General features: G+C 65.9%; 11 protein-coding genes. 10 read left to right on the top strand and 1 reads right to left on the bottom strand.

Translation table 11 applies throughout. The features are described from left to right. The first annotated feature begins 62 nt into the window (after positions 1-62). The 7 genes from hflK to AB4Y35_RS33900 all read left to right on the top strand — a co-directional run bounded on the left by hflK (position 63) and on the right by AB4Y35_RS33900 (position 8,233). Positions 63-1,526: an FtsH protease activity modulator HflK gene (gene hflK / locus AB4Y35_RS33930; RefSeq protein ID WP_368707857.1), complete on the top strand. Its 1,464-nt coding sequence runs from the start codon at positions 63-65 to the stop codon at positions 1,524-1,526. Positions 1,527-1,539: 13 nt separating this feature from the next. After that, positions 1,540-2,454, top strand: coding sequence for a protease modulator HflC (hflC, locus tag AB4Y35_RS33925; RefSeq protein ID WP_368707856.1), 915 nt, complete (start codon positions 1,540-1,542; stop codon positions 2,452-2,454). A 47-nt stretch (positions 2,455-2,501) separates the two neighbouring features. Next, on the top strand, positions 2,502-2,693 hold the full coding sequence (locus AB4Y35_RS33920) for a DUF2065 domain-containing protein (RefSeq protein WP_028210024.1): 192 nt from the start codon (positions 2,502-2,504) through the stop codon (positions 2,691-2,693). Positions 2,694-2,814: 121 nt separating this feature from the next. Continuing rightward, complete coding sequence (locus AB4Y35_RS33915) at positions 2,815-3,966, top strand: ATP phosphoribosyltransferase regulatory subunit (RefSeq protein ID WP_368707855.1); 1,152 nt, start codon at positions 2,815-2,817, stop codon at positions 3,964-3,966. A 179-nt stretch (positions 3,967-4,145) separates the two neighbouring features. Then, positions 4,146-5,492 (top strand): adenylosuccinate synthase, encoded by a 1,347-nt coding sequence (locus tag AB4Y35_RS33910; RefSeq protein ID WP_368707854.1) that lies wholly within the window; start codon positions 4,146-4,148, stop codon positions 5,490-5,492. A gap of 23 nt (positions 5,493-5,515) precedes the next feature. Further along, the gene (locus tag AB4Y35_RS33905) at positions 5,516-6,085 is read left to right on the top strand and encodes a phosphoribosyltransferase (protein ID WP_028204126.1); all 570 of its coding nucleotides are present in this window, start codon (positions 5,516-5,518) and stop codon (positions 6,083-6,085) included. A gap of 261 nt (positions 6,086-6,346) precedes the next feature. Beyond that, the gene (locus AB4Y35_RS33900) at positions 6,347-8,233 is read left to right on the top strand and encodes a potassium transporter Kup (RefSeq protein WP_368686186.1); all 1,887 of its coding nucleotides are present in this window, start codon (positions 6,347-6,349) and stop codon (positions 8,231-8,233) included. Between the two features lie 96 nt (positions 8,234-8,329). Here the strand turns inward: AB4Y35_RS33900 and AB4Y35_RS33895 are convergent, their stop codons facing one another. Continuing rightward, positions 8,330-10,678, bottom strand: coding sequence for a Tex family protein (locus AB4Y35_RS33895; RefSeq protein ID WP_368707853.1), 2,349 nt, complete (start codon positions 10,676-10,678; stop codon positions 8,330-8,332). Positions 10,679-10,870: 192 nt separating this feature from the next. Here AB4Y35_RS33895 and AB4Y35_RS33890 point away from each other — a divergent pair, with 192 nt between their 5' ends. The 3 genes from AB4Y35_RS33890 (at position 10,871) to AB4Y35_RS33880 (ending at position 14,549) form a co-directional block, all read left to right on the top strand. After that, positions 10,871-11,881, top strand: a complete 1,011-nt coding sequence (locus AB4Y35_RS33890; protein ID WP_368707981.1) for a colicin transporter — start codon at positions 10,871-10,873, stop codon at positions 11,879-11,881. 87 nt (positions 11,882-11,968) lie between these two features. Beyond that, positions 11,969-12,202 (top strand): DUF465 domain-containing protein, encoded by a 234-nt coding sequence (locus tag AB4Y35_RS33885; protein WP_028204122.1) that lies wholly within the window; start codon positions 11,969-11,971, stop codon positions 12,200-12,202. A gap of 76 nt (positions 12,203-12,278) precedes the next feature. Then, complete coding sequence (locus AB4Y35_RS33880; protein WP_368707852.1) at positions 12,279-14,549, top strand: ATP-dependent DNA helicase; 2,271 nt, start codon at positions 12,279-12,281, stop codon at positions 14,547-14,549. Positions 14,550-14,759 lie beyond the last annotated feature (210 nt).

Here is a 14,759-nt window from a genome sequence, read left to right as displayed (position 1 = left end):
CAGCGGCTCCGACGGAATCCGCACGCAATTGACCCGCTGTCTACTCTGGTGAACGAACACAGGTGAACGATTACAACAAGCGGACTGGCTGGCAGCGCGCGCGCGCCATTTTCTCGCTGAACGACCCGCGTTGGGGTCGAGGCGACGGCAATGGCCAGCGTTCTGACGACGGGCGCCGCCCGCCGGGCAATAACGGCAACAAGGGTGGCAACGGCGACAAGGGCGACGGTCCGCCGGACCTCGACGAAATGTGGCGCGACTTCAACCGCCGCATGTCCGCTTTCTTCGGCCGCAAGGGCAAGGGTCCGGGCGGCTTCGGACCGCGCCCGGACAATGGCCATGGCGCGCGCATCGGCGTGGGCATCGTGCTCGGCGTGCTGATCGCGATCTATGTGGGCAGCGGCGTGTTCGTCGTGCAGGAAGGCCAGGCCGGTGTCGTGCTGCAGTTCGGCCAGTATCGCCACACGGTTGGCCAGGGCGTGCACTGGCGCATGCCCTATCCGTTCCAGACTCACGAAATCGTCAACATCGGTCAGATCCGCACCGTCGAGATCGGCCGCAGCAACCTCGTGCGTCCGGCAAACGTGAAGGATGCCGCGGTCATCACGCATGACGGCGACATTCTCAACGTGCGCCTGACCGTGCAGTACCAGGTCAAGCAGCCAACCGACTACCTGTTCCGCAGCGTCGATCCCGACCTCACCGTGACGCAGGCCGCCCAGGCGGCGGTGCGCACCGTGGTGGGCGCGCGCAGCACGAACGACATGCTGTACGCGGACCGCGAGCCGATTCGCGCCCAGCTTGCCGATACGATCCAGCACTCGCTCGACGAGTACAAGACGGGCCTCGGCGTGACCGGCGTCGCGATCCAGAGCGTCTCGGCGCCCGATCAGGTGCAGGCCGCGCTCGACGACGAAGCCAAGGCGCGCCAGGACCGCGAACGCGCGAAGCGCGACGCGCAGGCCTATGCCGACCAGCTGCTGCCGCGTGCGCAGACCGAGGCGGCGCGTCTCGTCGACGAAGCCAAGGCGTACAGCGAACGCGTGGTCTCGCAGGCGCAGGGCGACGCGCAGCGCTTCACGCAGGTCTACGAACAATATGCGAAGGCGCCGGCTGTGATTCGCGAGCGCATGTATCTCGAGACGATGCAACACATCTATTCGAATGCGACGAAGGTGTTCGTCGACAGCAAGTCGGGCAACAACGTGATTTATCTGCCGCTCGACAAACTCGTCGATACGACGCGTCAGCGCGCCGCCGTGGCGGCGGGCGCAACGGGCGCGGCTGCGGCCTCGGGCGGCGGCGCTGCGCCGGCAAGCGCGGCTTCGGACGCCAATGCGGCTTCCGCGCCGGCAGCGGGCAGCGAGCCACAGCCAGGGGCCCAGCCGGGCGCCCAGCAGCAAGGCTCGCAGCAGCAAGGCGCGGCTCCCGCAACCACGGCCAGCGACGCGGCAGCCGCCGCGAGCGACGCCTTCCGTTCGCGCGATGCGTTCCGCTCGCGCGGCCGCGAAAGCGACGTGCAATAAGGGGCGCGCCGATATGAACAAGATCATTGCGCTCGTCGTTGCCGTCGTGGTTGTCGTGCTGGTTGCGTCATCGGCCGTCTTCATGGTCGATCCGCGCCACGTCGCCATCATTTCTTCGTCGGGCGGGGCCAATGCCACGCTCGCCGGTCCCGGGCTGCATGTGAAGCTGCCGCCGCCGTTCCAGACCGTCACGTTCATCGACACGCGCATTCAGGCGTTCGATGCGCCCGACGCCGACCGCTACACGACCTCGGACAAGACCGAGCTGCTCGTGAACCCGGTCGTGCGTTACCGCATTGCCGATCCGCTCAAGCTCTTCGCAGCGACCAAGGGCGATGCGCAGACGCTGTCCGATCGTCTCGCTTCGCTGTCGCGCGACGCGCTCGGCGACGCGATCTCGAAGGTCACGCTCAGCGAGGCGCTCGCGCAGCAGGAAGCCATCGCCAACGGCGCGCGCGACGCGCTGAGGCAAACCGCGGCGCCGCTCGGCATCGACGTGATCGCGATCGAGCTCACGCGCGTCGATTACCCGCCGGAGCTGGCGCAGACGGTCTTCAAGCGCATGAGCGCCGCGCGCGAGCAGGCCGCTGCCGAGATTCGCGAGAAGGGCGTGGCCGAAGCGCAGCAGATCAAGGACGACGCGGAGCGCAAGCAGCAGGGCGTGCTGGCCGATGCCTATGCTCAGGCGCAAGCGATCAAGGGCGAAGGTGACGGCCGGGCCGCCGCGATTGCCGCCGAGGCGTTCGGGCGCGACCCGGACTTCTACCGGTTCTATCAGAGCATGCTCGCGTACCGCGAGAGCTTCCGGCCTGGCGATGTCATCGTGGTCGATTCGTCGAGCGACTTCTTCCGCTTCATGCGTGGTCCGAACGGCGGCGCGAATAGCGGGGATAACGCTCCCGCTTCCGCCACCCCGCGCAAACACTAGACAAAACGAGACACACGCGCCGCGCTCTGCGCGGCGTATTTCTTCGCATGGACATAGCTGGCTCCCTCTTGCTCGCGATCGCGCTGATGCTGATTATCGAGGGCATGTTCCCGTTCGTCTTTCCGACGGCGTGGCGCGACACATTCCGTAAAATCGCGGAACGGCCGCCGCATCACATCAGGATCGGCGGGCTCATCGTGATGGGGCTCGGCCTCGTCCTGCTGATGCTGGCGACCTGACGGCCTCGTGCCGCAGTCGCCCTCAGAGGCGGTGTGCGATTGGCGTTTTTGACGGATTCCGAAATATCGGGCCGCGTGGCGTTTGGCCGCGCGCGGCCCTCATTGTGGTAGGACTCAACCGATGTCGACCTGGTTACTCCCCGAGAATATTGCGGACGTGCTGCCGTCCGAAGCGCGCAAGATCGAAGAGCTGCGCCGCCGCCTGCTGGACCGTTTTCGCGCCTATGGCTACGAAATGGTCATGCCGCCGTTGCTCGAGTATCTCGAGTCGCTGCTCGTGGGCAGCGGCCGCGACCTGAACCTGCGCACGTTCAAGCTCGTCGATCAGCTCTCGGGCCGCACGCTCGGCCTGCGCGCCGACATGACGCCGCAGGTCGCGCGCATCGACGCGCACCTGCTGAACCGCCAGGGTGTGACGCGCCTGTGCTACGCGGGCAACGTGCTGCACACGCTGCCGCGCGGTCTGCACGCCACGCGCGAACAGATCCAGACCGGCGCGGAAATCTACGGTCACGCGGGCCTCGAAGCGGACCTCGAAATCCAGCAACTGATGCTCGATGCGCTGCGCCTCGCGGGCCTCGCGAAGGTGCGTCTCGACCTTTCGCACGCCGGTGTGCTCGCGGCGATCTTCGAAGCGGATCCCGCTGCGGCGGCGCTCGGCGATGCTTTGTATGAAGCGCTCGCTGGCAAGGACGTGCCGCGTCTCGCGGAACTCACGCAAAACCTCGGAGCCGCCACGCGCGACGCCTTGCGCGCGCTGCCGTCGCTCTACGGCGACGCGAGCGTGATCGACGAGGCGCGCACGCGTCTGCCGGCGCTGCCGGGCATTGCCCGTGCGCTCGACGACCTCGCGTTCCTCGTGCGCGAGATCAAGGGTGCGGAGTTGATGATCGACCTCGCGGATCTCGGCGGCTACGCGTACCACAGCGGTGTGATGTTCTCGGCCTACGTCGACGGCGTGCCGAACGCCGTGGCCCGCGGCGGCCGTTACGATAAGGTGGGCCTGGCTTACGGGCGTGCCCGCGCGGCAACGGGCTTCTCGCTCGATTTGCGCGAAGTGGCGCGTATTTCGCCGGTCGAAGCGCGCAGCAGCGCGATTCTCGCGCCGTGGCGCCACGACGACGCGTTGCGCACCGCGGTCGCCGCGCTGCGCGATGCAGGCGAGGTCGTGATCCAGGCGCTGCCGGGCCACGAGCATGACATGGACGAGTTCGCCTGCGACCGCGTGCTGGTCGAGCGCGACGGCGTCTGGGTCGTCGAAAAGCACGCCTGATACCGCATTCGGGCGGCCATTCGCGCCGCCCAGCAAGCCTCCGCGCAAGCGTGCCAAAGCACGCTTCGGATCGCGCATGCCGTTGAGTGCAAAAGGAAATTCCGCGAATTTCGGGAAAAAAAGGCGGCCTTGCCGCTGAACCCAGGTAGAATACGTTTTTAACCAGCTAACGAAACACCATGTCTGCCAGCGCAGTGAATGTAACCCCGGGGCGCAATGTCGTCGTCGTGGGCACCCAATGGGGCGATGAGGGCAAGGGCAAGATCGTCGACTGGCTGACGGACCACGCGCAAGGCGTGGTGCGTTTCCAGGGCGGTCACAACGCCGGCCATACGCTCATCATCGGCGGCAAGAAGACCATTCTCCGACTGATCCCGTCGGGCATCATGCGTGCCGGCACCGCCTGCTACATCGGCAACGGCGTGGTGCTTTCGCCCGAGGCCCTGTTCAAGGAAATCGGCGAGCTCGAAGATGCGGGCATCGACGTCCAGAAGCGTCTGTTCATCTCCGAAGCCACCACGCTCATCCTGCCGTACCACATCGCCATCGACCAGGCGCGCGAAGCCAAGCGCGGCGCCGCGAAGATCGGTACGACGGGTCGCGGCATCGGTCCGGCCTACGAAGACAAGGTGGCACGCCGCGGCCTGCGCGTGCAGGACCTGTTCGAGCCGGAAACTTTCGCCGAGCGCCTGCGCGAGAACCTCGACTACCACAACTTCGTGCTGACGCAGTACCTGGGTGCGCCGGCTGTCGATTATCAGCAAACGCTCGACACGATGCTCTCGTACGCCGATCGTCTGAAGCCGATGGTCACGGACGTTTCGCGTCGTCTGTATGACGTGAACCACGAAGGCGGCAACCTCCTGTTCGAAGGCGCGCAAGGCACGCTGCTCGACATCGACCACGGCACCTATCCGTTCGTCACGTCGAGCAACTGCGTCGCGGGCGCGGCGTCCGCTGGCGCGGGCGTGGGTCCGCAAAAGCTCAACTACGTGCTCGGCATCACCAAGGCGTACTGCACGCGCGTCGGTTCGGGCCCGTTCCCGAGCGAACTGTACGACGCCGACAACGCCGATCGCCAGGAAGAAGTGGGCCTCACGCTCGCCAAGGTCGGCAAGGAATTCGGTTCGGTCACCGGCCGTCCGCGCCGCACCGGCTGGCTCGACGCCGCCGCGCTGCGCCGCTCGATCCAGATCAACGGCGTGACGGGTCTGTGCATCACGAAGCTCGACGTGCTCGACGGTCTCGACGAAGTGAAGCTCTGCGTCGGCTACAAGGTGGACGGCAAGGACGTGGACATCCTCCCGCGCGGCGCCTCGCAAGTGGCCGCATGTGAGCCGGTCTACGAGACGTTCGAAGGCTGGAACGAAAGCACCATCGGCATCACGCAGTTCGACGCGCTGCCGAAGAGCGCGCAGGCGTATCTCACGCGCGTGCAGGAAGTCGCCGGTGTGCCGATCGACATGGTTTCGACCGGCCCGGATCGCGACGAAACGATCCTGCTGCGTCATCCGTTCAAGGTCTAAGTGGTAAGAAGGCAGAAGCAAAAATGATTCAAATGATGGACCCGCGCAACGACGAAAAGAACCTGTGGGTCGGCTGGGACGAGTATCACCGGCTGATCGAACTGCTCGCGCTCAAGGTGCACGAGTCGCGCTGGAAGTTCGACCAGATCCTGTGCCTCGCACGCGGCGGTCTGCGCGTGGGCGACCAGCTCTCGCGCATTTATGACCTGCCGCTGGCCATCCTCGCAACCAGCTCGTATCGCGAAGCCGCCGGCACGGAGCAGGGCGAGCTCGACATCGCGCAGTACATCACGATGACGCGCGGTCACCTGGAAGGCAACGTGCTGCTCGTCGACGATCTCGTCGACTCGGGCGTCACGCTCGCACGCGTGCAGGAGCACCTCAAGGAGCGCTACCCGGCCGTGACCGGCGTGCGTTCGGCGGTGCTCTGGTACAAGGGCTGCTCGAAGGTGACGCCGGACTATTTCGTCCAGCATCTGCCGACCAATCCGTGGATCCACCAGCCGTTCGAGGAGTGGGATACGGTGCGCCCGCACAATCTCAGTGCGTGGATCAAGCGTGGTCTGCAGCGAGCGCAAGACGCGCAGAAGTAATGCAGGGATCGTGCCGCCGCCAGGGTTCCCATACCCGCGGCGGCCAGATCCAGTGACGGAGCCTTCATGGCTCCGTTTTTTTTGTGCGTCGCCCACTGATTCGCCGGCGGCGGCGCAGGCGGGCAGACGGCATCTGGGGCCGGTGCTAAACTGCGCGGGGATCGGCGGATGTCGCAGTGCCGCGACGACCGCTCGGTTTCCGCCGCAGCCCGGTTTAGAATAGCGCTCGTTTTTTCCGCCTCGCAACGGATTACCGCGTATATGACAACTAGCACACACGTGGCCAAGCAGCCGCTACCTACTCTCGCCGTAGCGGCCATCGGCGTGGTGTTCGGCGACATCGGCACAAGCCCGCTGTATTCGCTGAAAGAGGCCTTCAGCCCATCGCACGGCATTCCGCTCAACGACACGTCCATTCTCGGCGTCATTTCGCTGCTGTTCTGGGCGATCGTGATCGTCGTGAGCGTCAAATATGTCCTTTTTGTGATGCGCGCCGACAACAACGGCGAAGGCGGCGTGCTCGCGCTCATGGCGCTTGCCATGCGCTCGTTCAACCGCAAGAGCAGGTCGGCTGCGCTCCTCACGGCATTGGGGATCTTCGGCGCATGCATGTTCTACGGCGATGCCGTGATCACGCCGGCCATCTCGGTCATGTCGGCGGTGGAAGGCCTCGAAATCGCCGCGCCCAAGCTCACGCATCTGGTGCTGCCGCTCACGATGGTGATCCTGATCCTGCTGTTCTGGATCCAGCGGCACGGCACCGCGCTGGTCGGCCGCCTGTTCGGCCCAATCATGGTGCTCTGGTTCATCACCATCGGCGTGCTCGGCGTCTCGCGCATCGTCCAGGCGCCCGGCGTCATCGCGGCGCTCAGCCCGTATTACGCGGTCAGTTTCATGGGCGCGCACATGCTGCAGGCCTACGTGGTGCTCGGCTCGGTCGTGCTGGTGCTGACCGGTGCGGAAGCGCTCTACGCCGACATGGGCCACTTCGGCGCGAAGCCGATTCGCTTCGCCTGGTACGCGCTCGTGATGCCCTCGCTCGTGCTCAACTACTTCGGGCAGGGCGCGCTGCTGATGCAGGACCATCACGCGATCGAAAATCCGTTCTTCCTGCTCGCGCCGGAATGGGCCTTGCTGCCGCTCGTCGTGCTTTCCACGGTGGCGACCGTGATCGCTTCGCAGGCCGTGATCTCGGGTGCGTATTCGCTTACGAGCCAGGCCATTCTGCTTGGCTATGTGCCGCGCATGAAGGTGCTCCACACGTCGGACCTCGCCATCGGCCAGATCTACGTGCCGGTCGTGAACTGGATGCTGCTCTTCATCATTCTGTGCATCGTGGTCGCCTTCAAGAGTTCGGACAACCTGGCGGCCGCATACGGTATCGCCGTGACCGCCACGATGGTGATCACCACGGTGCTCGTCGCCGTCGTGATGACGAAGGTGTGGAAGTGGAACAAGGCGCTCGTCACCTGCATCATCGCGGTGCTGCTGGCCGTCGATCTGGGCTTCTTCGGCGCGAACCTGCTGAAGGTCGAGGAGGGTGGCTGGCTGCCGCTCGGCATCGGCGCGCTGCTGTTCTTCCTGCTGATGACCTGGTTCAAGGGCCGCATGATCGTGAAGGACCGCACGGCCGCCGACGGTATTCCGCTCATGCCCTTCCTGCAGGGGCTGCTCGCGCATCCGCCGCATCGCGTTTCGGGCACGGCGATCTATCTCACGGGCAGCGAGTCGCTCGTGCCGGTGAGCCTGCTGCACAACCTCAAGCACAACAAGGTGCTGCACGAACGCACGATCTTCCTCACGTTCGTGATTCGCGACATTCCGTATGTGGCGGACGCCGAGCGCGTGACGGTGAAGGATATCGGCGGCGGGCTCTATCTCGTGAAGGCCGATTACGGCTTCAACGAAACGCCCGACGTGCAGGCGGTGCTCGACGAGATTTCGCGAACCCACAACATGACGTTCGAGATGATGGACACGTCGTTCTTCCTCGCGCGTGAGACGGTCGTACCGACGCAGTTGCCGGGCATGTCGATCTTCCGCGAACGCGTGTTCGCGTGGATGCATCAGAACGCTGCGAAGCCCACCGACTTCTTCAGCATTCCTGCGAACCGCGTGGTCGAACTCGGGACGAAGATCGAGATCTGATCGCGTCGTTTCGACCCGTAAAAAAGGCACCCTCGGGTGCCTTTTTGTTGCGCACGCAACGCGAGCCGCTGCGGCCCACGCTGCGTCATGCGGACATCAGCGCTGCTTGAGTTTCGCGAACGCCGCCGCCATCGCGCCTGCCGGTTCCGCATCGCGCGAACGCTGACCGCCGCGGTTGTCACGACCGCCGCCGCGATTGTCGCGGTTGCCCGAATGGCCCGCGCTGCCGCCGCTGCGCGACGCGCCGGCGCTCAAGGGGTCGTCGTCCAGACGCATCGTGAGCGCGATGCGCTGACGCTTCACGTCGACGTCGAGCACCTTCACCTTCACGACCTGGCCGGCCTTGACGACTTCATGCGGGTCCTTGATGAACTTCGTCGACATGGCCGAGACGTGCACGAGCCCGTCCTGATGCACGCCCACGTCGATGAATGCGCCGAACGCGGCCACGTTCGTCACGACGCCTTCGAGCAGCATGCCCGGCACGAGGTCGGAGACTTTCTCGACGCCGTCGCGGAACGTCGCCGTCTTGAACTCGGGGCGCGGATCGCGGCCCGGCTTTTCCAGCTCGCTCAGGATGTCGCGCACCGTCGGCAGACCGAAACGTTCATCCACGAACTCGGTGGGCGCGAGGCCCGAGAGCGCTTCGCGGCTGCCGAGCACGTCGCCGATCGTACGCTTGATCTTCGCGAGCATGCGCTCGACGACGGGGTACGCTTCCGGGTGTACCGACGAGCGATCGAGCGGGTTGTCGCCGCCGTTGATGCGCAGGAAGCCGGCGGCCTGCTCGAAGGTCTTGTCGCCCAGACGCGGCACCTTCTTCAGATGCTCGCGCGAAGGGAACGGGCCGTTCGCATCGCGGAAATCGACGATATTGCGCGCGAGCGTCGAGTTCAGGCCCGACACGCGGGCGAGCAGGGCAACGGAGGCCGTGTTCGCATCGACGCCCACGGCGTTCACGCAGTCTTCGACCACGGCGTCGAGTGAACGCGCGAGTTCGCGCTGGTTCACGTCGTGCTGGTACTGGCCCACGCCGATCGCTTTCGGCTCGATCTTCACGAGTTCGGCGAGCGGGTCCTGCAGACGGCGCGCGATGGAAACGGCGCCGCGCAGCGACACGTCGAGCTCGGGGAATTCCTTCGCAGCCAGTTCGGACGCCGAATAAACCGATGCGCCGGCTTCGGAAACCACGATCTTCTGCAGCTTCAGTTCGGGATGCTTCGAGATCAGCTCGCTCGCGAGCTTGTCGGTTTCACGCGAGGCCGTGCCGTTGCCGATGCTGATGAGTTCCGCCTGCGTCTGCGCGGCGATGCGCGCGAGCTTCGCGAGCGAGCCGTCCCAGTCGCGGCGCGGCTCGTGCGGGTAGATCGTGTCGGTGGCGAGCAGCTTGCCCGTGCGGTCGACCACGGCGACCTTCACGCCCGTGCGCAGGCCCGGATCGAGGCCGATCACGGCCTTGGGGCCGGCCGGCGCGGCAAGCAGCAGATCCTTGAGGTTGCGCGCGAACACGCGGATCGCTTCGTTTTCCGCCTGCTCGCGCAGGTTGGTGAGCAACTCGTTTTCGATATGCGGCTGCACCTTCACGCGCCAGCACCAGCGGCAGACATCGGAGAGCCATTTGTCGGCCGGGCGATTCTGGTTCGCGATGCCGAAGTGGCGCGCGATCATCGCTTCGCCCGGATGCGGTACCTGCGTGTCCAGCTCGCCGCCGAGGCCGAGCTTGACCATCAGCACACCGGCGTTGCGGCCGCGGAACAGCGCGAGCGCGCGGTGCGACGGCACGGTCTTGATGGTCTCGGAATAGTCGTAGTAGTCGCGGAACTTCTCGCCTTCCTCGTTCTCCTTGCCCTCGACCACGCTTGACATCACCACGCCCTGGTTGTGCAGCCAGTCGCGCAGCTTGCCCAGCAGCTCGGCCGTTTCGCCGAACTGCTCGGAAAGGATGTCGCGCGCGCCGTCGAGCGCGGCCTTGACGTCGGCGACACCCTTTTCGGCGTCGACGTACTGTGCGGCTTCCGTTTGCGGGTCGAGCAGCGGGTTCGCGAGCAGAGCGTCGGCGAGCGGCTGCAGGCCGGCTTCACGCGCGATCTGCGCGCGCGTGCGGCGCTTGGGCTTGTAGGGCAGATAGAGGTCTTCGAGAACCTGCTTGCTGTCGGCCGCTTCGATGGCGCTGCGCAATTCGTCGGTGAGCTTGCCTTGTTCCTCGATGCTGGCGAGGATCGCAGCGCGGCGGTCTTCGAGTTCGCGCAGATAAAGCAGGCGCTCTTCGAGCGTACGCAGTTGCGTATCGTCGAGATTGCCCGTGACTTCCTTGCGGTAACGGGCGATGAACGGAACGGTCGAGCCTTCGTCGAGAAGCTGCACGGCGGCTGCGACCTGGCGCGGCTGCACGCTCAGTTCAGTGGCGATACGCTGGACGATCTTGAGTGCTACGGTTTCCGTCATAGGGTCTGGATATTCCTGCGAGGATCGGATTGCGGTCCGGGTTTGCGGTCCGGCGGCCGGTGCGGGCTCGAGCGCCCGGGGCGCCCGGTGTGCAAAACGGCACGTTGCCGGGTGCGTCCGCCGGCCGGTGGAGCGGGGCATTTTGCCATAAATGGCCGAGCGCTCAACCCGGGGGGTGTTAGAATTTCCCTCATGTTCCGCTGCCCACAGAAGACGTTGACGACCTCCCGCTTCTCCCCTGATTTGCCCCTTGCCCGGTTTCGCACGCCTCATGGCGTCACGCGGCGGTTCCCCGCTCTTGGGGCAATTTGTGCCGTCGCGTTGAGCCTCGGTGCAAGCGTTCCGGCCCTCGCGCAGGCGGTCGGGGTGACAGGGCCGCTGCAGCAGCAAGGTGCGGCAGCTGCGCCGGTGCAGCCGGCGCCTTCGGGCAACGCGCCGCTCGCGGCGTCCGACGCGGCTGGGATCGCCGGCACGCCCTCGTCGCAGCAGAACGATTTCGACGCGCGGCAACAGGTGCTGGACCGTCGTACCGCGGAGAACGACTATCAGTTTGCAGTCGCGCAGCACGACTGCTACAGCACGTTCTTCGTGAATCATTGCATCGGCAAGGCGCGCGACAAGATGCGTGTCGTGCAGGCCGATATCCGCCGCGAGCAACTGGCGCTCGACGACGAAAAACGTGCCGCGCATGCGCAGCAGCGCGACCAGCAGGCCGCCTTGCAACGCGCGCAGGACGAAGCCAATGCGCCGCAGCGCGCCGCCAACGAAGCTGCCAGCGCACAGGCGTACGAACAGAAGCAGCAGCAACACGCGCTCGATCAGGCGCAGCGCCAGGCCGAAGCGCCGCAGCGTGCGGCGAACGAGCAGGCGTATCAGGAAAAGCAGCGGCAGCATGCGCTGGCCCAGGCACAGCGCCAGGGCGAGCAATCGCAGCGCAACGCGAACCAGGCGGCGTACGACCAGAAGCAGGCGAACTACCAGCACCAGCTCGACGAAGCGCACCGCCAGGGCGAACAAAAGGCTCAGGAACGCGCCGACAAGGCCCAGCGCTACCAGCAGAAGCAGGAAGACGCGGTGAAGCACAAGGCCGATGTCGCAGAGCGTCAGAAACAGGCGGCCGACAAGGCGCAACAAAAGCAGCAACAAGAAGAACAGCAGAAGCAACAGGAAAAGCAGCAGCAGGAACAACAGCAGGACCAGTAGCACGAGTAGCACGCTTTTTCAGCCGGACTGCAACCTCAGGCGCGTCGTCCTTCGCAAGCGCGCGCCGCATATGTCGAGGAGGCGAGCATGCGCGAGCATCGTGAAGTCAAGACCGAGGTCCTTCGTGACCGCATTCTGCAACTGGAATCGGAACATGGCGATCTGGACCGCCTGATAGACAGGATGTCCGACACCCCGGACTATGACGATCTCGAACTGCAGAGGCTGAAGAAGCGCAAGCTCAAGGTCAAGGACAACATCCTCCTGCTGCAACTGCAGCTGGACCCCGATTCAACGAAGACTTCGGACGGGCACGCCTGATTCCGGGTCCTGGCAGGCGCCGGGGCGCGGCAGTCGGCGCGTTGCGCCGTTCCGGACCGAGCAGGAACCGCTTGCCTTGAATTCAACGACCGTTTCCCGTTCCCGGCCCGCGCGCGAAGGCGGCGCGCCGGAGGCCGACGCGCGCGCGGCGCAAACAGCCGCTGCACCCATGTTGAGCGCACGCCGCGCCGCCGAGCTCGAGGAGCTCTTCGCGGCCGACGGCTTGCTCGCCCGCGAGATCGACGGCTATCGCCCACGCGCTGCCCAGATCGAAATGGCGCGCGCGGTCGCGGCCGCAATGGAAGCCGCCGCGCAATCCCTGCCCGATCCCGCGGCGTTCGAACTCCAGTCGCGCCCGGCGCGGCGGGTCGAGCGTGGTGCGCCGGCGCAGCCCGCCGCCGGGGAAGCGGCGCGCGCCGCGGCCGAGAACGGCGACAACACGCTGATCGTCGAGGCGGGTACGGGCACGGGCAAGACCTATGCGTACCTCGTGCCGGCCATGCTGTGGGGCGGCAAGGTGGTCGTCTCGACGGGCACGAAGCATTTGCAGGACCAGCTCTTCGCGCGCGACATCCCCACCGTGCGCGACGCCCTGGCGGTGCCCGTGAGCGTGGCGATGCTCAAGGGGCGCGCCAACTATCTGTGCCACTACTACCTGCAGCGCACGGCCGACAATGGTCGGCTGCCGTCGCGCCAGGAAACCGCGTATCTGCAGGAGATCGTGCGCTTCGCGAAGATCACGCGCTCGGGCGACAAGGCCGAGCTTGCGAGCGTGCCCGAGACGGCGGCCGTCTGGTCGATGGTCACGTCGACGCGCGATAACTGTCTTGGCCAGGAGTGCCCGCATTACAAGGACTGCTTCGTGATGCAGGCGCGCCGCGAGGCGCAGCAGGCCGATATCGTGGTGGTCAATCACCATCTGTTCTTCGCCGACATCATGCTGCGCGACACCGGCATGGCCGAACTGCTGCCGAGCGCGAATACGATCATCTTCGACGAAGCACACCAGCTGCCCGAAACGGCAACGCTCTTTTTCGGCGAAACGCTCTCGACGGCGCAGTTCCTCGAGCTCGCGCGCGATTGCGTGGCCGAAGGCCTGAGCCACGCGCGCGACGCGGTGGAGTGGGTCAAGCTCGGCGCGGCGCTGGAACGCGCTGCACGCGACGTGCGGCTCGCGTTCAAGGAAGATTCGCTGCGGTTGTCGATCACGCAGTTGCCCGAGGATCACCCGCTCTTCGATGCGCTCGACGCGCTGCAGACCGAACTGGGCACGCTTGCCACGGCACTCGCGGGGCAGGCCGAGCGCGCTGAATCGATCGGCGCGTGCCTGCGCCGCGCGCGCGAGCTGCAGGGCATCCTCGCGGGCTGGACCGCGCCGCAGGGCGCCGCGCCAGCGCGCGAAACACTAAAGGCCGACGCGGACGGGCAGGACGACAACGCGCACGCGCCGGCCGACGCGGACGAGAAAGTCCGCTGGGTCGAGGTGTTCTCGCACACGGTGCAATTGCACGAAACCCCGCTTTCCGTGGCGCCGATCTTCGCCAAGCAGCGCGCCGGCGTGCCGCGCACCTGGGTCTTCACGTCGGCGACGCTTTCGGTGCGTGGCGACTTCACGCACTACGCGGCGCAAATGGGCCTGAGTTCGCGCCGTTCGATGACGCTGCCGAGCCCGTTCGACTATCCCACGCAAGGGCTGCTTTACGTGCCGCGCAACATGCCGCAGCCGTCGTCGCCGCAGTTCACCGACGCCGTGTTCGATGCGGCGCTGCCGGCGATCGAGGCGTCGGGCGGCGGTGTCTTCATGCTATGCACGACGCTGCGTGCCGTCGATCGCATTGCCCAGAAGCTGCGCGACACGATCGAGGCGCGCGGCTGGAACACGCCGCTGCTCGTGCAGGGCGACGCGAGCCGCACGGAGCTGCTCGAGCGTTTCCGCGCCTATGGCAATGCGATCCTCGTGGGCAGCCAGAGCTTCTGGGAGGGGGTGGATGTGCGCGGCGATGCGCTCTCGCTCGTGGTTATCGACAAGCTGCCGTTCGCGCCGCCCGACGATCCAGTGCTGGCGGCGCGCCTCGACGCGCTGGCGAAGAAAGGTCTGAGCCCGTTCGCGGTCCACCAGCTCCCGCAGGCGGTGATCACGCTCAAGCAGGGCGCGGGGCGACTGATCCGCGCGGAAACCGACCGCGGCGTGTTGATGATTTGCGACACCCGTCTCGTCGACAAGCCGTATGGACGACGCATCTGGCAAAGCCTGCCGCCGTTCAAGCGGACCCGGGAGATCGAAGTGGTGCAGGCGTTCTTCGAAGAGAAGAACGGGCAGGCGGGGGAGCCTGGCGAAGCGCATTGAGTTTCATGCGCACCGCATAACAAAAAAGCCACGAACGTGAGTTCGTGGCTTTTTTGCTTGCCCGCCGTATGTCTGAAGCGCGTTTGACGCAAGCAGCAGACCGTACGGCGATTCGCTGCGATGCCCGCCGGGACCGAGGCCCCGGGCGAGCGTCGCGCGAACGCAACTTACTGGCTTGCGCCCGAAGCAGCAGCCGGAGCCGAAGCGCCT

The organism is Paraburkholderia sp. EG286A, from assembly GCF_040965375.1.
Classification (GTDB): domain Bacteria; phylum Pseudomonadota; class Gammaproteobacteria; order Burkholderiales; family Burkholderiaceae; genus Paraburkholderia.
Note: the sequence above shows the minus strand (reverse complement) of the source record. Positions and strands in the feature narration are given on the sequence as shown.

What these genes read in the sequence shown, in the direction of transcription:
- hflC (WP_368707856.1), top strand. Translation starts at nt 1,540, where the DNA reads ATGAACAAGATCATTGCGCTCGTCGTTGCCGTCGTGGTTGTCGTGCTG.
- AB4Y35_RS33920 (WP_028210024.1), top strand. Translation starts at nt 2,502, where the DNA reads ATGGACATAGCTGGCTCCCTCTTGCTCGCGATCGCGCTGATGCTGATT.
- AB4Y35_RS33915 (WP_368707855.1), top strand. Translation starts at nt 2,815, where the DNA reads ATGTCGACCTGGTTACTCCCCGAGAATATTGCGGACGTGCTGCCGTCC.
- AB4Y35_RS33910 (WP_368707854.1), top strand. Translation starts at nt 4,146, where the DNA reads ATGTCTGCCAGCGCAGTGAATGTAACCCCGGGGCGCAATGTCGTCGTC.
- AB4Y35_RS33905 (WP_028204126.1), top strand. Translation starts at nt 5,516, where the DNA reads ATGATTCAAATGATGGACCCGCGCAACGACGAAAAGAACCTGTGGGTC.
- AB4Y35_RS33900 (WP_368686186.1), top strand. Translation starts at nt 6,347, where the DNA reads ATGACAACTAGCACACACGTGGCCAAGCAGCCGCTACCTACTCTCGCC.
- AB4Y35_RS33895 (WP_368707853.1), bottom strand. Translation starts at nt 10,678, where the DNA reads ATGACGGAAACCGTAGCACTCAAGATCGTCCAGCGTATCGCCACTGAA.
- AB4Y35_RS33890 (WP_368707981.1), top strand. Translation starts at nt 10,871, where the DNA reads ATGTTCCGCTGCCCACAGAAGACGTTGACGACCTCCCGCTTCTCCCCT.
- AB4Y35_RS33885 (WP_028204122.1), top strand. Translation starts at nt 11,969, where the DNA reads ATGCGCGAGCATCGTGAAGTCAAGACCGAGGTCCTTCGTGACCGCATT.